General features: G+C 74.3%; 17 protein-coding genes. 6 read left to right on the forward strand and 11 right to left on the reverse strand.

Annotated elements, in window-relative coordinates; genetic code table 11:
- Positions 1-116 precede the first annotated feature (116 nt).
- Positions 117-2813 (reverse strand): alpha-L-rhamnosidase, encoded by a 2697-nt coding sequence (locus tag HD595_RS35740; RefSeq protein ID WP_253776911.1) that lies wholly within the window; start codon positions 2811-2813, stop codon positions 117-119.
- Between the two features lie 157 nt (positions 2814-2970).
- Between HD595_RS35740 and HD595_RS35745 the strand changes: the two genes are divergently transcribed.
- Positions 2971-3876, forward strand: coding sequence for an AraC family transcriptional regulator (locus HD595_RS35745; protein WP_253776913.1), 906 nt, complete (start codon positions 2971-2973; stop codon positions 3874-3876).
- Here HD595_RS35745 and HD595_RS35750 read toward each other — a convergent pair.
- Both HD595_RS35750 and HD595_RS35755 read right to left on the reverse strand, forming a co-directional pair.
- Positions 3873-4871 (reverse strand): ArsR/SmtB family transcription factor, encoded by a 999-nt coding sequence (locus HD595_RS35750; RefSeq protein WP_253776915.1) that lies wholly within the window; start codon positions 4869-4871, stop codon positions 3873-3875. The two genes, HD595_RS35745 and HD595_RS35750, sit on opposite strands and share 4 nt — an antisense overlap.
- Positions 4872-5011: 140 nt before the next feature.
- Positions 5012-5623, reverse strand: coding sequence for a TetR/AcrR family transcriptional regulator (locus HD595_RS35755; protein ID WP_253776917.1), 612 nt, complete (start codon positions 5621-5623; stop codon positions 5012-5014).
- Positions 5624-5697: 74 nt separating this feature from the next.
- On the opposite strand from HD595_RS35755, the gene HD595_RS35760 reads away from it, so the two are divergent.
- Complete coding sequence (locus HD595_RS35760) at positions 5698-6393, forward strand: carboxymuconolactone decarboxylase family protein (RefSeq protein ID WP_253776919.1); 696 nt, start codon at positions 5698-5700, stop codon at positions 6391-6393.
- Positions 6394-6422: 29 nt separating this feature from the next.
- Here HD595_RS35760 and HD595_RS35765 read toward each other — a convergent pair whose 3' ends face one another.
- Genes HD595_RS35765 through HD595_RS35780 form a run of 4 tightly spaced genes read right to left on the reverse strand, consistent with a single transcriptional unit; the run spans position 6423 to position 10749 of the window.
- Positions 6423-7631: a hypothetical protein gene (locus HD595_RS35765; RefSeq protein ID WP_253776921.1), complete on the reverse strand. Its 1209-nt coding sequence runs from the start codon at positions 7629-7631 to the stop codon at positions 6423-6425.
- Positions 7632-7671: 40 nt separating this feature from the next.
- A complete protein-coding gene (locus tag HD595_RS35770; RefSeq protein WP_253776923.1) occupies positions 7672-8943 on the reverse strand; it encodes an ABC transporter substrate-binding protein in 1272 nt (423 codons plus the stop codon).
- A gap of 37 nt (positions 8944-8980) precedes the next feature.
- Positions 8981-9805 (reverse strand): carbohydrate ABC transporter permease, encoded by an 825-nt coding sequence (locus tag HD595_RS35775; protein ID WP_253776926.1) that lies wholly within the window; start codon positions 9803-9805, stop codon positions 8981-8983.
- On the reverse strand, positions 9805-10749 hold the full coding sequence (locus HD595_RS35780) for a carbohydrate ABC transporter permease (protein WP_253776928.1): 945 nt from the start codon (positions 10747-10749) through the stop codon (positions 9805-9807). Before HD595_RS35780 ends, HD595_RS35775 begins: the two co-directional genes overlap by 1 nt.
- Before the next feature lie 258 nt (positions 10750-11007).
- Between HD595_RS35780 and HD595_RS35785 the strand changes: the two genes are divergently transcribed.
- Entirely contained in the window at positions 11008-12045 is a 1038-nt protein-coding gene (locus HD595_RS35785) for a LacI family DNA-binding transcriptional regulator (protein WP_253776930.1), read from the forward strand.
- Between the two features lie 141 nt (positions 12046-12186).
- Entirely contained in the window at positions 12187-15312 is a 3126-nt protein-coding gene (locus HD595_RS35790; RefSeq protein WP_253776932.1) for a hypothetical protein, read from the forward strand.
- 72 nt (positions 15313-15384) lie between these two features.
- Here HD595_RS35790 and HD595_RS35795 read toward each other — a convergent pair whose 3' ends face one another.
- The 4 genes from HD595_RS35795 to rbsD all read right to left on the reverse strand — a co-directional run bounded on the left by HD595_RS35795 (position 15385) and on the right by rbsD (position 18841).
- Positions 15385-15714, reverse strand: a complete 330-nt coding sequence (locus HD595_RS35795) for a TetR/AcrR family transcriptional regulator (RefSeq protein ID WP_253776934.1) — start codon at positions 15712-15714, stop codon at positions 15385-15387.
- Entirely contained in the window at positions 15711-17909 is a 2199-nt protein-coding gene (locus HD595_RS35800; RefSeq protein WP_253776936.1) for an NACHT domain-containing protein, read from the reverse strand. The genes HD595_RS35795 and HD595_RS35800 overlap by 4 nt, the downstream gene beginning before the upstream one ends.
- Before the next feature lie 103 nt (positions 17910-18012).
- Positions 18013-18402, reverse strand: coding sequence for a PPOX class F420-dependent oxidoreductase (locus HD595_RS35805; protein ID WP_253776939.1), 390 nt, complete (start codon positions 18400-18402; stop codon positions 18013-18015).
- Between the two features lie 49 nt (positions 18403-18451).
- Positions 18452-18841, reverse strand: coding sequence for a D-ribose pyranase (rbsD, locus tag HD595_RS35810; RefSeq protein ID WP_253776941.1), 390 nt, complete (start codon positions 18839-18841; stop codon positions 18452-18454).
- 144 nt (positions 18842-18985) lie between these two features.
- Between rbsD and HD595_RS35815 the strand changes: the two genes are divergently transcribed.
- On the forward strand, positions 18986-19309 hold the full coding sequence (locus HD595_RS35815) for a DMT family transporter (RefSeq protein WP_253776943.1): 324 nt from the start codon (positions 18986-18988) through the stop codon (positions 19307-19309).
- Positions 19306-19854, forward strand: coding sequence for a TetR/AcrR family transcriptional regulator (locus HD595_RS35820; protein ID WP_253776945.1), 549 nt, complete (start codon positions 19306-19308; stop codon positions 19852-19854). The genes HD595_RS35815 and HD595_RS35820 overlap by 4 nt, the downstream gene beginning before the upstream one ends.

The raw sequence follows: 19854 nt of genomic DNA on the forward strand, positions 1-19854 counted from the left end.
CGGACCCGGCCCGGGTGGAGAGCTGAGGGGCGCTCTCCACCCGGGTCCGGGCTTTCCGGGCCTGGTCGTTCGCGGGAGGGTCCGGCGGGCTCGGCGGGTCCGGCGGGTCCGGTGGGTCAGAAGGGCGCGGTGAAGGCGTAGTCGCCGGAGGCCAGCTCGACGGCCAGCACACCGGGCCACTCCCCGGCCACCCGCACCCCCTCGGCCGCCTCGACCGGCAGGCCGCCCTCGCGCACGGCCGCCGCGTCGGAGGTGGGCACGTGCAGGACCGCCGTCGCGCCCGGCGGCACGGACACCTCGACGGCGACGGCGCCGTCCTCCAGGCGCCAGCCGCACGCGACGCGGCCGTACGGCGTCTCCTGGCAGGCCCGCGCCCAGCTCAGCCGCCCGCCGACGGTCGGCCGCAGCAGCAGCCGCCGGTAGGCGACCGACCCGGAGTCCTGGTCGATGCCGGCGACCCGCCCGTACAGCCAGTCGCCCACGGAGCCGAGGGCGTAGTGGTTGAAGGAGTTCATGGTCGCCGACTGGAAGCCGCTCTCCTCGGTCCAGCCGTCCCAGCGCTCCCAGATGGTGGTGGCGCCGTGCCGGATCGAGTAGCACCACGACGGGAAGTCCTCCTGGTGCAGCAGCGCGTACGCCAGGTCGGCGTGGCCGTGCTCGGTCAGCACCGGGCACAGCAGCGACACGCCGAGGAAGCCGGTCGTCAGGTGCCGGCCCCGCGCCTCCACGTCGGCGGCCAGGTGCGCGGCGGCGGCCGGCACGAGGTGGCCGGGCAGCAGGTCGAAGGCCAGCGCGAGCAGGTAGGCGGTCTGGGTGCCGCCGGTCACCCGGCCGTCCGGCCCGACGAACGCCTCGGCGAACGCCTCCCGGATCGAGCGGTGCAGCTCGGCGTACGCGGCGGCGTCGTCCTTGCGGCCGAGCACGGCGGCGGCCCGCGCGGTGAGCTGGGCGGAGCGGGCGAAGTAGGCGGTGGCCAGCACCTCCCGGGGCGTCTCCACGCCGATCTGCAGCCAGTCGCCGTAGTGCTTGCCCACCCGCTCGCGCCAGATCAGGTCCGGGTTGTGCCGGCGGACGTACTCGACCCAGGCGGCCATCGCGTCGTAGGAGCGTTCGAGCACCCGCACGTCCCCGTACAGCCGGTAGAGCTGCCACGGGATGATGACGCCGGCGTCGCCCCAGGCGGGGGCGCCCGCGTCGGTGACGCAGATCTTCGGGGCGACGTCGGGGAACGCGCCGCCGGCGTCCTGGGCGCCGACCACGTCGCGCATCCAGCGGGCGAAGAAGGCGGCGACGTCGGCGTTGCGCGCGGCCGTCGGCAGGAACACCTGGGCGTCGGCCAGCCAGCCGAGCCGCTCGTCACGCTGCGGGCAGTCGGTCGGCACCGCGACGAAGTTGCCCCGCTGGCCCCACACGATGTTGGCCTGGAGCTGCGTCACCATCGGGTCCGAGCAGTGGAACTCGCCCGCCGCCGGCGTGTCGCTCATGAGCACGACGCCGGTCACGTCCTCGGCGCGCAGCGGCCCTGGCACGCCGCTGATCTCCACGTACCGGAACCCGTGGACGGTGAAGCGCGGCTCGAACACCTCGACCGGCTCCCCGGCCGCCACGTAGTGGTCGGTGGCCTCGGCGGTGCGCAGATTGTCCAGGTACAGCTCGCCGTCGTCGAGCATCTCGGCGTGCCGCAGCCGGACCGTGGCGCCACGGGGCAGGCCGCGCAGGGTCAGGCGGACCCGGCCCACCATGTTCTGGCCGAGGTCGGCGATGTGGCGGTCGCCGCCGCGCGGCGCGACCGACACGGCGGGCAGCTCGGCCACCACGCGCACCGGCCGGTCGGTGCTCGCGGTCAGCGCCGACAGGTCCCGGTCGAGGACGGCGGCCGGGGCCCAGCCGCTGTCGTCGAACCCGGGCGCGTCCCAGCCCGTCACCACCAGGCGCGCGTCGTGGCGCTCGCCCATGAGCAGGTCGCCGTAGACGACCGGGCCCCGCCCGGCGCGCCAGGCGCCGTCGGTGGCGACGACGCGGCGCGAGCCGTCGGCGTGGTCCACGACGAGCTGGGCGAGGAACTGCGGCGCCGTGCCGTAGTGCAGGGCCTGGCGGCGGGCGTCGAAGCCGACGTAGCCGCTCCACCAGCCGTCGGCGAGGGTCGCGCCGACCACGTTCTCGCCCTCGCGCAGCAGCTCCGTCACGTCGTGCGCCTGGTACGGGATCCGCTCGTGGTAGTCGGTCCAGCCGGGGGCGAGCTCGTGGTCGCCGACCCGCCGGCCGTTGATCGACAGCTCGTACAGGCCGCGCGCGCTCACGTACACCCGGGCCCGCACGACCTCGCCCTCGACCCGGAACGCGCGGCGCAGCTGCGGGCAGGGCGCCAGCGGGCGGGTGCGCTCGGTGCGGTCGTCGTCGCGCGGCGGGTCGACGACGGCGACGAGCGCCGGGTCGGGACCGATCCAGGCGGCGCTCCAGTCGTCGGCGTGCAGCAGCCCGGTCTCGAACCAGGACGTCGCCTCGCCCGCCGGCGCGCCCGTCGCGTCCCACAGCGAGACCCGCCAGTGGTAGCGCGTGCCGGACTGCAGCGGGGGGCCGTCGTAGCGGACGTACGGGGACTCGGGCGGCTCGACCAGGTCGGTGTCCCACAGCAGCCGCGCGGGATCGTCGAGGTCCTCGGGCCGCGCCGCCACCCGCAGCCGGTACGCTGCCGGGGCCTGGCCCCGCACGCCGGAGGCCATCCGCCACGACAGGCGCGGCCGGGGCTCGCCGAGCCCGAGGGGTTCCTCCAGGAGTTCGCAGGTCAGGCCGTACGGGGTCAGGGTGGGCACGATCGTCCTTCCTCCGCCTGTCGATGCGGGAGTGTGTACCGGGTCGGAGGCCGCGCGGACACGAAGCATCATCGGAGGTGGCGCGGCTTCGCGGCTAGCACGAAAGACATCTCACTCGGACGAAATTGACCTGAGCCCCGGGGCTAGGGTGGCCGACGTGACGGGATCGCCGCTGAAGATGACCCGCGGGCTGCTCCACTTCGACGACGGCTCGCCCGCCTACGCGCGCCGCTACGCGCACGAGGGCGAGGAGCCCGTCCACACGCACAGCTTCGTGGAGATCGCCGTCGTGGTCGGCGGCACCGCCGTCCACCACTCCCTGTCCGGGCGGCACGAGCTGCGCGCCGGTGACGTCGTGCTGCTGCGGCCGGGGGTGTGGCACGGGTACGAGCGGTGCGCCGGGCTCGACCTGTACAACTGCTGCGTCGGCACCGACCTGCTGCGCGACGAGCTGTCGTGGACCCGCGAGGACCCCCTGCTCGGCTACCTGCTCTGGACCGGCCCCCACTCCCTGCAGCGCCGGGGCGTGCTCACCGCCCACCTGGACGAGCACGACCTCGGCCTGTCGGTCGGCTACCTGGAGCACCTCGACCGGCTCCGGGACGGCAGCATCCGGCGCCACCGGGCCGACGTGATCGGCTGGCTGTCGCTCTTCCTCGGCCTGCTGTCCCGCACGGTCGGTTCCGTGCGGGACGAGGGCGGCGCCGAGGCCGCCCTGACCCACCCGACGGTCATGCGGGTCGTGCGCATGGTGGAGTCCGACCTGGCCCGGGAGTGGACCCTGGGGGAGCTGGCCGGGGCGGCCGGGCTCAGCTCCGCGTACCTGGTGCGGCTGTTCAAGTCGGCCACGGGGCTGCCGCCCATGGCGTACCTCGCGCGGCTGCGGGTGGAGACCGCGGCCGACCTGCTGCTGCGCACCGACGAGCCGGTGACCTCGATCGCCCAGGCGGTGGGCTGGGCCGACCAGAGCCACTTCGCGCGGCGCTTCAAGGGCTACTACGGGCTGAGCGCCACGACCTACCGCACCCGGTTCCGCACGCGGACGGCCCGGCCACCGGGCTAGGCGATCAGACCGGGCCGGCGGCCGTCGAGGAGGGCGGCGCCGAGATCGGTGACGGTGTGGATGACCGCCTGGCCGAGACGGTGGCTGGCCACCAGGCCGGCCTCGCGCAGGGTGGTGGCCTGGCGGCTGGCGGTCGAGCCGGGGATGTCGAGCCGGCGCGCGAGCTCACCGGTGGTGCAGTCGCCGTGGGCGATGGTCTCCAGCACCTGGGCCCTGGTCGGCCCCAGCAGGCCGGTGAGCGCCGGGCGCCGGCCTGGCGGGTCGCCGTGCGCCCAGGCGGGGTCGTGCTCGATCGGGTAGACCAGCACCGGCGGCAGCTCGGGGTCGCGCAGGGTGATCGGGGTCCGCCGGCAGAAGAACGAGGGCTGCAGCACGAGCCCCCGGCCGTTGAGATGGATGTCGTGGTCGGCCGGATAGGACAGCTCCAGCGTCGGGAAGCTCCACCGCGCCGACGGGTGGAGCGTGGCGAACACCGCCTCCCAGCCGCCCTCGCCCAGCACGCGGGCGCGGTGGGCGCGTTCCCGGGCCACCTGCGCGCGGATGCGCGACCAGTACGGCGACAGGCACGCCTCGAAGTAGGTCTCGGCCGCGCCGGCGACGGCGTCCAGCGTCCGCGGGCTGCCCGCGGCCAGGCCGCCCAGCCACCCGGGCAGCCGCCTGCCGGGATGGCGCCAGGCCAGCTCGACCAGGTCCACGCGCAGCCGCTCGCGCGGGGTCCGGCGCAGGGCCTCGGCCCCGGCCGCGATCGAGCCCGGCTCGGTGCGCGGGGTGAGGAAGTCGACGGCGTACCCCTGCGTGGGCACGAGCGTGGTCAGCATCCTGGTCGCCGCGGGCACCCTCGCCAGCGCGTCCTTCTTCCACTGGCCGAAGACGATCGCGCCCTCGCGGCGGCGTAACCGGTAGAGGCTGAGCATCACCTCCCACATGGCGTCGCAGTCGGGGGCGACGCGCGTCCGCGCGAGGTCGTCGCCCGTGAAGTGGATTCTCAGCACCATGGAGTCCCCCGTTCGACGTGCCGCGGCACCGGGCCTTCGCGCCCCTGTCCGGCCTGGTGCCTCCGACGGAACATCTCCTACGACGCCGATGATCGCCCTCGGGTTCGCGGTGCCGCGCCGCGCCGCACTGCGCCCGCCCGTCAGGCGGAGGCGGGGGTGAGGCCGACGAGCCTGGCGAGGAACCGGTCCACCTGCTCCTCCAGCGGCGGCCAGGCCAGGTCGGGCTGGTTGACGCGCATCGAGACGGCGCCGTGGACCGCCGCGCGCAGGTCGAGGGAGACCGTCGCGGCGTCCCCGTCCGGGGCGAGCCCGGCGTCCATGCAGCGGCGCACGGCGGCGGTCGTGCGCTCGGCCAGCTCCAGCTTGAACGCCATGGCCGCGCGCTGGTTGAGGGTGCTCTCGTGCAGCACCTTGTACAGGCCGGGGTGCCGCCGGACCCAGTCGCCGAGCACCAGGACGCGGGCCCGGAGGGCGCCCGCCGGGTCGGGAGCCGCCGCCTCCGCCTCGTCCACGGCCCGCACCAGGTCGCCGTGGAAGCGCTCCAGCGCGGCCAGCACGAGCGCGTCACGGTCGTCGAAGTGGATGTAGACCGAGGTCGCCGCGATGCCGACCGCGCGCGCCACGGCCCGCAGCGAGAGCGCCTGGTCGTCGCCGAGCTCGTCCAGCAGCCGGACGGTGGTGGTGACGATCTCCTCGCGCAGCCGCTCGCCCTGGCCCCGCGGGTTGCGCCCGCGCCCGCCGCTGTTGTCCATGACGCCCCATTGTAGGACCACACGTGTTGGGCTACAGTCGTAGCGCAACAACCGTTCAGTCATGGAGGACCACCATGGACTACCCGTCCGACGTGCGGGTGAAGGAACTCGACGCGGTGTTCGCGGAGATGAGCGCCGCGACGTACCGGGCGCTCTGGGACGAGCTCCCGGAGCTGACCACGAGGGAGAAGATCCTGCTGTCGCTCGTCGCCGACGTCTGCGAGCAGACCCTCGGCGTGCCGTTCGAGGAGCACGTGACGGCGGCACTGGAGCACGGCGTGCCCGTGGGAGATCTGCGGGAGCTGGTGCGCTTCATCGCCTACGACAGCGGATACCCGGCCGCCCGCTCCGCGCTCGAACGGCTGGCCGGCATCGAGCGGGCCCGCGGGCTCGACGGCGCCCGCGAGGAGGGCCACGAGGTGAACGCCGACGGCGCGGGCACCCCGCTGCCCGCGCCGATGGTGCGCGCGGTGCGCGGCCTGGACGAGCCGTTCGCGGAGTACATGGCCCTGCAGTCACGGATGCGGGGCGGCATGACGCGGATCGGCGTGCGGGAGCGCGCGTTCGCCACGATGACCGTGGACGTGCTCTACCAGACGCTCGACGAGAGCTTCCGCGCCCACGTGACCCGGGCCCTCGGCGCGGGCGCCACGCCCGAGGAGCTGCGCGCCGTCGTGCGGTTCTCGGCGCTCTTCGGACTCACGCGGGCGTGGCGCGCCCTGCGCGTGCTGGACGCGCTGCTCACCGAGACCGGCTCGGTCTACGCCTGACCGCCGCCTGGTCCGCGACCTCCCGGGCGTCAGCCGATCTCCGCCTTCCGCAGCACCTCCAGGGTGTCCGCCAGCTCGGCGGCGGGCACGAAGTGGCCGAAGGTGTCGTTGGCGAAGAACGAGACCCCGGCCAGCGACGCGGCGTGCCCGGCCAGCACCTCCCGCTGGTAGAGGTACGTCCGGCGGTCGTCGAGATAGGTGCGGTACCAGTACCAGGGGTCCACGAAGTCGAGGCCCAGCAACGGGCGGGGCCCGCCCAGCGCGGCCTTGCTCAGCAGGTTCGGCACGATCTCGGTGCGCTCGACGAGCACGGCGAACGTGCTCACCAGGATCGCGTCGAGGCTCCGGTACGCGGCGTCGGTCATGCCCCACGCCGACCGCTCCACCTCGGCCCGCCAGTAGGTGTCCATCCAGTAGACCAGGCGCTCGCCCATGGCCTCCCGCAGCCGCAGGAAGAACCGTTCGATCCCGGCCGAGCGCTGCGGGGTGGGCGGCGGCGCGTTGTCCGGATGCCAGAAGCCCACCAGCCCGAACTGGTTGCCGAGCAGCACCCCGTCCAGGCCGAAGTCAACGGCGAACGCGGCCGTCTGGGCGGCCACGAAGTCCCCGGCGGGCAGCCCGGCCGGGATGCCGCCGGGGAAGGCGGCGTACCGCCGCCCGTCGGCGGCGAGCGGCGCCGTCACGTCGATCACCCCCGGGACCAGGTGCCCGCCGGCGTCGGCGGCGCTCGCCGCCACTTCCGGATGCCGGACCGTCTTCCACTCGCTGCGGCAGAACTCGGGCCCCGGCTCCAGGTACTCCAGCAGCCGCACCGGCAGGCCCCGCGAGCGCGCCTCGGCGCGCACGGCCGCGTAGATCCCGGCCAGCGTCGCGTAGTCCATCGGCTGCTCGGACAGCGTGAACATCGGGCCCGCCGAGTACGGGTTGGCCGAGCGCTCCCCGCCGTCGCGCACCCGAGCCAGCCAGTCGCGGTTGTGCGCCCGGGCCATCGCGGCGGGCCCGCCGGGGCCGAGCGCGAAGCAGTTGTAGCGGGCCCAGTCGAAGCGCTCCTGCCACGCGTGGCGGCCCGCGTAGTTCAGCACGTGGTCGCCGTTGCCCGCGCAGAACACGAGCGTGACGGGCCGGTCGCCGAGCCAGCCGGCGTGGTGGTCGAAGAACGCCGCCACGCCGGGACCGGGGTCGCGCAGGTCGTCGAAGATCTTGGGCGTGATCCACAGGCACGCCTCCATGGGGGTCATGGCTTCCTTCGAGGTCGGGGATCGAGCGGTCTCGGGGGTCTCACGGCGCGGAGGTGAACGCCTTGTCCATGCGGCCGAGCACGGCCGGCACGTCCACCGTCCCGTTGAACAGCTCCTGGATCGAGGTCAGGTGCTCCTGCTGGACCTTGGGGTTGGGCCACGCCTGGTCCGGGTAGAGCGTGGACCTCCCCGCCTTGACGGCGTCCAGGACCGGCTGCTGGAGGGCGTCGGCCCGGAAGCCGGGGGCGGACAGGGCGGGGCTGCTGCCCGAGGCCGTCGCGTACAGGGCCTGGCCCTCGGGTGAGGCGAGGAAGCGGATGAACCGCCTGGCCAGGTCGGGGTTCTTGGCCTTGGCGTTGACGCCGTAGACGATGCCGACCGAGACGGGCAGGTAGGTCCCGGCCGCGCTGTCGGTGGCGGGGAAGGGCGTCATCGAGAACGTCGTGCCGTCGGGGGCGTACTCGCGGGCCGACTGCACGGCCGACAGCACGTGCACCACGCCGAGCGCCTTGCCCTGGCCGAACATCCGCATCTGCTCGTCGTAGCCGACGCCGTTGGGGCTGTCGTTGAAGCAGCCCTGGTCGCGCATCTGCACGTACTGCTCCAGCGCCTGCTTCCACGCCGAGCCCGCGAAGGTGGCCTTGCCGTCCTTCTGCGCCTGGGTGAAGCCGGGGTTCGGGCCGTAGACGAGGGAGGCGGTCAGCGCGTACGGCACGAGCTGGGTCACCCAGGCCGACTTGAGGCCGAGGGCGAACGGCACGACGCCCTTGGCCTTGGCGTCCTTGCAGAAGCGCAGCACCTCCGGCCACGTCGTGGGCTTGGCCAGCCCGCTCGCCTGGAGCGCCTGGTCGTTCCACACCGCGCCGATGGCGCCGACGGTCACCGGGACCGCGACCACCTTGCCGGCCGGGTCGCTGGTGACGGCCTTGAGGTCGGCGCTCAGGCCGCCCGCCCAGCCCTCGCCGGACAGGTCCGCCAGCATGCCGTCCTTGCCGAGGTCGCGCACGGCCATGGTGTTGCCGCCGCCCGGCCACATGCGGAAGACGTCCGGCGCGGTCCCGGAGGAGAGCTGGGTGCGGATCTGCTGCTGGTAGGAGGCGTCGTCCTCGGTGAAGGTGGTCTTCACGACGACGCCGGGGTTGGCCTTCTGGAACGCCTCGATCGCGGCCTTGGCCGGGCCCTGGCCGGCCGCGGCCAGCGTGAGCACCTGGCCGGACCCGCCGGCGCCGGCGGAGCCGGTGCCCGAGGTGGAGCAGGCGGTGGCCGCGAGGGCGAGGCAGCTCGCGGCCGTGAACGCGGTGAACGACTTCATGACAGTCTCCGGAGTCGGGGAACGGGGGGTGCGCGGCTCAGCCCTTGAGGCCGCCGGCGAAGCCCTTGATGATGTGCTTCTGCAGCGCGAAGTAGAGGACCAGGATCGGGACGACGCTGATCACCAGGCCGGCGAAGATGAGGGGCCACTGGGAGACGTACTGGCTGACGAAGCCGTAGATCGCCACCGGGGCCGTGGTGTTGTCGCTGCCGCCCAGGTAGAGCAGCGGGGTGAAGAACTCGTTCCAGATGCCGACGGCGTTGAGGATCACCACGGTTCCGGTGACCGGCCGCAGCAGCGGGAACACCACGGTGACGAACGAGCGCACCGGGCCGCACCCGTCGAGCAGCGCCGCCTCCTCGTAGTCGAGCGGCAGCTCGCGCAGGAACATCGTGTAGAGGAAGACCGAGAACGGGATCTGCTGCCCGACGTTGATGAGGATCACCGCCCAGAGCGTGCCGAGCAGCCCCACGTCGCGCATGGTCGCGTACAGGGGAAGCAGCGCGAGCTGCCCGGGGACGAGCAGCCCGCCGACCAGGAGGAAGAACGTGGCCCGCGACCAGCCGCGGGTCACGCGGGCCAGCGGGTACGCGGCCGCGGCGGCGAAGGCGATGATCAGCGCGACGCTGACGACGGTGATGACGAAACTGTTGGCCAGCGCCGCCCCCAGACCGGCCTCGTCCCACGCCCGCGCGTAGTTCCCCAGCGTGGGCGGCCAGGCGAAGGCCAGGGCGCCGCCCTCGCTGTCCTGCGGCTTCAGCGAGACGTTGAGCAGCCCGGCCAGCGGCACGAGGAACAGCAGGGCGAGCAGGATCAGCGTCGCCTCGCGGACGAGGGTCCGCCAGGTGTAGCGGGCGTCCATCAGGAGCTCCTCCTCTGCGTCAGGCGGAACTGGACGGCGGCCAGCACCGCGATGACCGCGGTCATGACGACGGCCAGCGCGATCGAGAAGGGGTAGTCGCCCAGGGAGAAGGCGCTCTTGTAGATGGCGGTGGAGATCGTCTCGGTGGCGGTGCCGGGACCGCCGCCGGTCATGGCCATCACCTGGTCGAACTGCTTGAGCCCGCCGATCAGGCACAGCATCACGTTGATCACGACGGCGCCGTTCAGCAGGGGCAGCACGACGTGGCGGAACCGGCTCCACGCGCCCGCCCCGTCGATCGTGGCGGCCTCCAGCACCTCCGCCGGGATCGCTTGCAGTCCCGCCAGGTAGATGACCATCGAGTAGCCGGCGAACTGCCAGACGATCTCGGCGACGACCGCGTACAGCGCCGTGCCGGGGTCGCCCAGCCAGTCGTGCGCCAGCGCCCCGAGCCCGGCCGCGCGCAGCGCCTCGTTGAGCGCGCCGTCGGGCGAGAGCAGGAAGCTCCACACGTAGCCGGCGACCAGCGGCGTCAGCACCACGGGCGCGAAGAAGACGACGCGCAGCACGTACCGGCTCCTGACCACCCGGTTGACGCCGAGGGCCAGCAGCAGCCCGGCCACGTTCTGCACGACGGTGGCCGTGGCGGCCAGCAGCAGCGTGTTGACCAGCGCGTCGCGGGCGGCGCGGTCGGCGAGGACGTCGGCGTAGTTGCCCAGGCCGACGAAGGACCAGCCGGGCCGCAGCCCGTTCCAGTCGGTGAAGGAGAACACGGCGCCGTTGACGCTGGGGACCACGACGATGAAGACGTAGACGGCGACCGCCGGCACCACGAACCACCACGGGGCCCGCACCCCGGCTCGCTGTCCTCGCGCGGTGGCGGGCGTGCGGGCGGCGGGTGCCCGCGCTCCGGGCGGTGTCGTCGTCGCGTGCGGCGCGGCCACGTGTGACTCCTCTCGCAGGGGGTGCCGGGCCCGATGGAGCCACGGGGGATGACGGGATGGGGAACGCCTGTCCGGGGCTCTCGTCGGCCAGGTGCCGGGACGCGCCCAAGGGGAGTGCCGTGAATCGATTCACGAGCGTTTCGGGCAGATTACGGGTGGGCCCCGGGTCGTGTCAACGGTCCGCCGGCCGGCTTCGTGAATCCATTCACAGGCGCTAGGCTGACGGCGATCTCCAGCCGCACGACGACGAGGAGCGCCATGACCTCCCCGCCACGGCGCCCCAGGGCCGTGAGCTCCGTCCCCACGGTGGGCGACGTCGCCGCCCGCGCCGGCGTCTCGCGGGCGACCGTCTCCTACACCTTCACCCAGCCCGACCGCGTCTCGCCCGACCTGCGCCGGCGCGTGCTCGCCGCCGCCGACGAGCTCGGCTACGTCGGCAACGACGCCGCGCGGCGGCTGCGGGCCGGCCACAGTCTCGCGCTCGGGTTGCTCGTCTCCAGCGCCGCCAACCCGGTGTACGCGGAGATCTCGGCGGGCGCCGAGGCGGAGGCCGCCGCCCACGGCCGGTTCGTCCTGCTCGCCAACAGCGACGAGAGCGCCGAGCGGGAGCGCGCCTACCTCAACTTCTTCGAGTCGCAGCACGTCAGCGGCATCATCGCCGCCCCGGTCGGCGACGTGCCCGCCGAGCTGCTCGGCCTGCGGAGCAGGGGCACGCCGTTCGTCCTCGTCGGCGTCGCGCCGGGCCCGCACAGCTATCCGGCGATCTCGGGCGACAACGAGCGCGGCGGCCATCTGGCCGCCGCCCACCTGCTCGCGCAGGGCAGGCGGCGGCTGCTGTTCGCGGGCGGCCCCCACCCGCACGTGGACCTGCGGCTGGCCGGGGTGCGGCGGGCCATCGCCGAGTCGGGCGTGCCGGCCTCGCTGGAGGTCGTCCGGGTGCGGGTGCAGACCGCGAAGGTGGGGGAGGAGGTGTCGCGGACGCTCCTCGAACGGCCGGAGCGCGACTTCCCCGACGGGATCGTCGCGGGCAATGACCTGCTCGCGCTCGGCCTGCTGCACGGGCTGATCGTGGCCGGCGTGCGGGTGCCGGAGGACCTCTCGCTGGTGGGGTACGACGACATAGAGTTCGCCGACTTCGCCATCGTGCCGCTCACGAGCGTCCGCCACCCGTCGGCGGCCTTGGGGGCCGGCGCCGTGCGCCTGCTGCTCGGCCTTGAGGACGAGCAGGACATGCAGGGACGTTTCGAGCCCGAACTCGTCGTCCGCGCCACCTCCCTGCCGACCGCCCGCCCCTGACCCGCCTTCCCCTTCCGCCGTCGTCGCGGGGCCGGGGAAGGGGCGTTGACAGGCTCGTGAGGCCGCCGTTACGCTCGCCCGCACATCGCGCCGTGAATCGATTCACAGAAGAAGCGGGACGGCGCGCCCTGGAGGACGATCATGAGCTCGACCCGACATGGCGGCGGCCCCGCCACCCGCGGCGTCCGGCGCGTCACCGCCGTGGTCACCGCCGTGGCCGTCACCGCCACGCTGGCCCTGACCCCCGCCCCCGGGGCCGTCGCGGCCGTCGTGCCGACCCCTGCCGCGACCACGCGGGCGGCGGGCGGCGCGCCCGGCCCGCTCCCCGAGGTGGCCCCGCTCGATCCCGGCACGATCGACCTGGCCGCCTTCACCGGCCTGGAGCAGCAGATCGCCCCCTACCTCGCCAACCTGGCCCGCCTGGCCAACAGCGTCGACGACGACAGCGCCACCACCTATGGCTACATCACCTGCGGCTGCTGGCGCGCCGGCCAGAGACCGGACGACGCGCGCGTCATGGAGAACGTCCTCACGCTCGCCTACTTCTACACCGCCGACCGCCCCTGGAACCCGTACCACCGCGACCCGGCCCTGCGGCTGCGCCTGGAGGCCGCCCTGCGCTTCATGCTCGGCACCCAGAACGCCGACGGCTCGTTCCCCCAGGGAGGCGGCGACCTCCATTCGCGCGCCGCGACCGGCTTCGCGCTCGAGCTGTACGCGATCATGGCGGACCTCCTCGACGCCGACGGCACCGTCGATCCCGCGCTGGTCCCGTCGCTGACCGCGGCGCTGAAGCGGGCGGCCACCTGGTTCCTGGAGGACCAGGAGGTGTGGGGGCCGCGCGGCTCCCAGTTCGCCAACCAGGTGGCGGGCGGCCTCGTCGGCATCTCCCGCCTGCTGCGCCGCCTTGACGACCCGGCGTTACGCGCCCGCTTCGAGCAGCGCCTCGCCGAGCACGAGAGGATCTCCCAGAGCGAGGCCGGCTTCTACCGGGACGGCACGGTCGCCCACCGCTACAGCATCGAGGTGGAGACCGAGGACCTCGCCGGCTGGGCCGACCCCGCGACCCGGCCGGTCATCGACCGGATGCAGCGGCGCTACATGGACTGGGCGCAGTACAACCTGCTCTACGACCAGGGGCTCGACGGGTTCTTCGTCAACACCGCGGCCGACTCGCGCCACCGCGGCTGGAACTACGCGGCCGAGCTGCCGATCGGCTCCAACAACCTCTGGGGCGCGACGATCCCGCAGGCCCGCGCCTACGCGGCCACCAAGGAGGAGGTCGCCGAGCGCCGCGCGGCGTTCGTGAAGGGCGGCTGGCGGACCTCGGTCGCCCCGCTCGTCGCGCCGGCGTGGGCCTACCTCGACCCGGCCGTCGTCCGCGACGTGGCGCTGGGGGAGGAGTACCATCCGGCCGCCGCCGAGCGCCGCGCGGCCATCGCCACGCTGCGGCCGTACGCGGGCGCGCCGTACACCGAGGTCCGCGCCGACTCGGTCACCGGTCAGCGGTTCGTGTTCGCCAAGCGCCCCGCGTACGTGGTGGGCATGGGCTTCGGCCGGCACGTGAACACGCAGTACGGCTACTGGGACAACCAGCGCTTCGGCCTCGGCTACCTGTACGACCCGAAGCTCGGCGTCGTCATCCAGGGCCAGAACGCCCCGGCGCCCGGCGCGCCGCGTACCCGCCCGGCGGAGGCGGAGCTGTCCTGGGGCACCGGCTGGACGGCGGCCGACGGACGGCACACCGACGCCTACGACCAGCCGGTCCCCGCGTTCTTCCGCGACGGCTCGCCCGTGGACCCCGCCACCGTGCGCGGACTCGACGACCTGGAGATCCGCTACGCGGCGGCGGGCGCGCCGGTGACCAAGTCCGTCACGCTCGGCGACACCCTCAAGGTGCGGGTCGACGGCACGGGCGCGTTCTTCGAGCGCATCCCGCTCGTCCTCGGCAAGGACGACACGCTCCAGTGGATCGGCGGCGACCCGGCCGAGCGCTCCGTCAAGGTCGGCACGCGCGCCTCCGCCGAGGGCGTCTCAGGAGTCGTCGTCAACCGCGGCGGGCGGAGTCTGGAGATCCGCTGGACCGGCGCCGGAACCGCGACCCTGTGGCCGTCGTCCTTCCCGGTGGCGGGCGGCGGGCGCACCCTCCAGGTCCTCGACGTCACGGCCGCAGGCACGCTCGGTTACGACGTCCGCGTGGTCGACGACGCGTGCCCCGGCTCCGACGAGCGCCCGCACGTCCTCATCGGCGACCGCGACACCGGCGTCGCCAACGCCGACGACGGCACCGGCTGCACGGTCGCCGACCGCCTGCGCGCCGGCGAGCAGTGGGAGAGCCACGGCGCGTTCGTCGCCCATGTCACGCGGACGAGCGCGGCGCTGGTGCGCGGGCGCGTGCTGGGGGCGCGCGACGCCGCGCGCCTCGTGGCCGAGGCGGCGCGCTCCGACGTCGGCCGGGACCTGGTCACCGCCCGGCTCGACGCCGCCGGCGGCGTGGCCGGTCAGGAGCTGACGGTACGGGTCACGGGACGCGGCATCGCGAAGGTCACCCTCTCGGGCCCCTGCCTGGCGGCCCCGGTCTCGGCGGCGGGGGCGGGCGAGCTGACGGCGACCGTGCGGGAGACGGCGCTGCCGGGGCCGTGCCCGCTCACCGTCGAGACCCTGCGTACCGGCGGGACGAGCGAGATCGACGCGCTCGGCCTGCGGATCGTGCCCGACGCCGAGGGCGTGGTCTTCCACGACGGCTTCTCCTCGGCGGAGGCGACGGCCGAGGCGTGGACGGCCGTGGACGGCGCCTGGAGCGTCACCGGCGGCGTGTACCGCCAGCAGGACACGACCCGTACGGGCTGGAGGACCGTCGTGGACGACCTGACCGTCGCCGACGGCTTCGCCGAGGCCGACATCTCCTTCCGGACAGCAGCGACGTCCACCGCCTTCGCCGGGCTCCAGGTGCGGACGGCCGAGCCGGGCGACGTCTACACCCGGTCCGGGTACATGGTGTACCTACGGCCCGACGGCTCGGTCGACGTCTTCCGCGCCGGCAAGGGCGTCATCGCGACGGGCAAGGGGGCGGCGGTCACCGGGACGACCCGGCTCCGTGTCGAGCTGCGCGGCGCCGAGATCCGCGCCTTCGTCGGCGGGGAGACGGCACCCCGGGTCACCGTCACCGACGCCGACCCGATCACGGGACCCGGGTCCGTCCAGCTCGTGACGGGCCGGGCCGCCGTCGACTTCGACGACGTCCGCGTCGCGACCGCCCTGCCGTAGCCGGGGCCCCGCCCGGCGCGAGGCGGCCCGGCGGCGACCCGTTCCCGGGCTCCTGTGCTGGGTGCCCCCTCGTCATCGCCTCGGCGACGCTGATGGTGACGCCGGACGCGGCTTCTCCACCGCGACCGGCGAGTGGGTGGCGGCCGCCTGCTCGCCGGCGTTCGGCGGGCTGCTCCCGCTCGGCGGTCGCACGGGCGAGGTGTTCGGCAGACGGCGGACGCGCTCGGTGAAGGCGGCGATGTGCGCGTCCATGGCCAGATCGATGATCTCGTCGAGATCGGTGAAGGAGTAGCGGACGGCGCTCTTCGTCAGCGGGCCGGCGTCGGCGAGCGCCCGGACCGTGCACCCGGCCGGCCCGTCACGGGCCGGCACGGTCCTGGCAGGCTCGGCGGAGACGTTCACGGGGCCGTCGTGGGCGCGGCGGCGGCGGATTCCGCCGGCCCCGGCTCCGCTGGAGGGAGGCCGTCGGCGGCGAGGTGGTCGTGCAGGGCGGCGTGGCGGAACTGGTAGACCGGCCCGACGGCGCGCAGCAGCCCCAGCCGGTGGGCGTCGTCGAGGAAGTCCATGATCCGCCAGGGGAGCCTGCGTGCCAGGGCCTCCCTGGCCACGGCGATGGCGCAGATCAGCCACGCGCGATGGTTGCCCGTGGCCATCCCGCTGCCCACCCCCAGCGCGACCCCGAGGAAGAGACCCGTCACGAGCCCGTCGGACAACCCGGACGAGACGCCGGCCAGGAACCCGCACATGAGGCCGGCCGAGACGCCCATCGCGCACATGCGCAGCAGCAGGAGGCCCCGGTCGGCCCGCCAGCTCGAACGGGGCGTGCTCGTGGAGGTGAACGTGGGGTGTTCCGCCCAGGCGATCACCCCGAATGCCACGGTGAGCGCGATCCCGACCACGAAGCTGACGACGGCCCCGCCGAAGAGCAGGTCGGTGAAGTCGTCGAAGCCGCTGGTGAGGACGGACGACAGGATGCCCCCGATCATGAACCAGAGCCCGGTGGTCAGCCCTTCCCCGAAAGCGCCCCTGATCGAGCGGAGCAGGAGACGCGTCCGCCCGCGCAGGCGCAGGTCGGCGTGGCCGGGGGTCTCGGCGACGAGGGACCTGGCGGCGCCGCGCGCCAGCAGGAGCATGGAGGGGCCGGCCACGAGCCCGATCACGAGCCCGGCCGCGGGGGTGGACTCGAGCCAGACCACGACGCCGTCCGCGAGCCCGGCCGCGAGCCCGAGGGCGCCGAGCGTCGCCGGAAAGCGGGGGACGGTGCCGGCGATGCGCCACCAGGCGAGGTCCCGGCCGGTGGCGGGCGGGAAGGCGCGGGCCAGATACGTGAGGTAGCGGCGGGTGGCGTCCGGGTCGAGCCGCCGGCGCGGCCGGAAGGGGTCCGCGGAGCCGGCCCCGGGCGGCCGGGCGGCGATGAGGGCCGGGATGAGCCGGTCGAGCAGGTGGGCGCGCAGCGCGGCGCTGTCGCCGCCGAGGGGCCCGGTGAGCGCGGAGGGGTCGGCGCCGGGGGCGATGGTGACGCTGCGGATCAGCCACAGGCCGAGCGGGGTGGCGGCGAGCCGGGTGAGCCCGGGGAGGGCGCGGGAGCGCAGCGCGGCCAGGATCTCCTGCCAGACGGGCGGAGGGGCGGCGGGCAGGCAGGCGGTCAGGTAGTCCGCGGCGGCGTCGGGGGTGAGCGCCCGGGGGGCGATGACCGCGGCGGCGGTCAGCGGCCGGCCTGCCTGCCGGACGGCGGTGGCGAACTCGGCGGTCCGGCTGGTGAGGACGAGCTGGTCCCGCGCGCCCAGCGAGGCGTTGAGCGCGTCGATGAGCCGGGCCGCGGCTTCCTCGGGGATCTCGTCCAGGCCGTCCAGGACCGGCAGGACGTGCCCGCCCTCGGCCAGCGCGGCGGCGGCGCCGGGGCCGAGCTGGGGCGCGGCCAGCGCGGGGTGGTCGCGGACCAGGCGGACGGTGAGCCAGTCCTGCAACCGGGGGTGGACGTCGACGTCCCAGCCGGAGACCGGCAGCAGCACCGGGACCGGCACGATCTCCCCGGCGGCGCCGGCCAGGTCGGACCTGCGGGTGGCGAGCAGGTGGAGCAGCAGTTGCACCGCCAGGGTGGTCTTGCCCGTACCCGGGCCTCCGGTGATGACCAGCCGCCGGCGGGGCAGCTCGCGGAACGCGCGCGCCAGGGCCGCGAGGTCGTCGCTGCGGCCGGTGAAGGCGGGATCGCCGCCGGCGGTGATCAGGCGGGGATGGCTCATGACCGACGCGTCGGTGGTCAGCCGCCACTGGACGGGGATCGGCGCGGGGTCGTCCAGCAGCCTGTGCCGGGCCTCGGTGCGCCACTGCCGCTCCACCACGCCGGCCAGCACCTCGGCGGCGGCCTCCACGTCGGCGTCGATCCGGGCGGCGGTGTCGGGCGCGCGCCAGGCCCAGGCCCAGGCCACCACCGTACCGAGGAAGGCCACCCCGGTCAGCGTGACGCTGACGACGTCGGCCAGGTTGGGTTTCTCGGTGGGCGTGTACTCGCGCCACACCTTCAGCACCAGTACGGTCACCGCGAGGGTGGCCAGTGCCGCCACCGGGATCCGCCAGCCGCGCCCGCGTCCGCTCACGCCGCCATCGTCGCCGCTGACGGGGACGCCCGCGAGCGAATGCCGCAAAGTCGGCCCCGGCAGGACGCGAAGGGGAGGTCGTGCGCGCGGCCCGCCGGCGGCCTCACACCTTGCGGCTGGACCGGGGCCCGTCGAGGCCCCAGGAGATGATCCTGGCCGGGGTGATCGTGATGATCTCCCGCGAGAAGTACGGCACCGGCGGCTCGTGGTCGGTCAGCGCCACCGCCGACCCCCGGATCTCGATGCCGCGCACCACCCACGGGTCCACCGAGGCCAGGTCGTCCACGACGAGGGACACGGTGCTGCCCTGCTGGACGTTCCTGAACTTCTTGGACACCCCCAGCGCGTGCCCGCCGATCGTGATCGTGCCCGAGGCGGCGTCCACGAAGAAGTTCACGGGGTTGTTCTGCACGTCACCGGCGGGGGAGACGGTGGCGAGGCGGCCGATGTGCTGTCCGGCCAGGTAGTCGAGTTCTGCCTGCGTGAAGATCATGCGGGCCAGTATGCAACCTTGACACCGGCGTCAATCAAACCCGAGGCGTTCAGAAGGGGACGCCGCAGCGCAGGATCACGTTGGCGTAGGGACGCGCCTCGCCGGTGCGGACCACCAGCTCGGCGGCCCGGCCCAGCTCCTTGAGGCGCTCGTGGGGCACGTACGCCGGCCCGGGGAGCCGGGCGCGCAGCAGGGCGTCGCACGCGGGGTTGGCCGCGCGCACCTCTTCAGCGGCCGTGGCGCCCTCGACGACGAGCTCGGAGAGCAGGCCGTCCAGCACCGTCTCGAACGACGGGATCCCCGGCAGGAACGCCAGGTCCACGATCTCGGCGCCGCGCCGCAGCGGCATGCCGCTGTCGCAGACCAGCACCCGGTCGGTGTGCCCGAGCCGCGCGACGGCCCCCGCGAGGGCGGCGTTGAGGATGCCGCCGCGCTTCACCAGGTGTCCCGCGTCGTCCGCATGAGCCGACCGTACGCGCCCGGCCCGGACGGGACGCGGAGCGACACCCTCCGACATTCCCGCCCGGATGCGAAGTAGTACGCTCGTACATGTACGAATGTACTACTTCTGGAGACCTCCGCCATGATGTACGTGTTCCTGGCCCTGGCCATCGTGGCCGAGGTCGTGGCGACCAGCCTGCTGAAGACCACCGAGGGGTTCACCCGGCTCTGGCCGACGCTGGGTTGCCTGGCCGGGTACGGAGCCGCCTTCCTGCTGCTCACCCAGGCCCTGGAGCGGGGCATGCAGGTCGGCGTCGCCTACGCCGTGTGGTCGGGCCTCGGCACGACGCTCATCGTGATCATCGGAATGCTCTTCCTGGGCGAGCCGCTCACCGTGGCGAAGGTCGCCGGCGTGACCCTGGTGGTGGCCGGCGTCGTCACGCTCAACCTGGCGGGTGCGCATTGACCGGCCGGCGCAACCCCGGCGAGCGCCGCCGCCGCATGGTCGAGGCCGCCTGCGAGCTGATCCCCGAGGTGGGGGTGAACGGCCTGACGCACCGGCTCGTCGCCGCCCGCGCCGGCGTGCCGCTGGGGGCGACGACCTACTACTTCGCCTCCCTGGACGACCTGGTCGCCGCCGCCCTCACGCGCGCCGCCGAGGTCACCGAGGAGGGGCTGCGCCTCTGGAGCGAGGAGCTGGAGCGCTGCGCGGACGTGCCCGCAACGCTCGCCGCGCTCACCGCCGACTACCTGCGCGAACGCGACCGGATGGTGACCTGGAACGAGCTCTACGCCGCGGCGGCCCACCGGCCCGAGCTGCGGCCCCTGGCCCGCCTGTGGCTCGACGGGCTGACCAGGAGCCTGAGCCGGTACGCGGGCGCGCGGGCGGCCCGCGCCGCCGCGGTGTTCGTCGACGGGGCCCTGCTGTACTCCCTCATCAACGACGAGCCCCTCGACGCGGAGTCGCTGGAACGGTCGCTGGCCGCGCTCCTGGCCATGGACGCCGGCTGA

It is taken from the genome of Nonomuraea roseoviolacea subsp. carminata, from assembly GCF_024172185.1.
GTDB classification, from domain to species: domain Bacteria; phylum Actinomycetota; class Actinomycetes; order Streptosporangiales; family Streptosporangiaceae; genus Nonomuraea; species Nonomuraea roseoviolacea.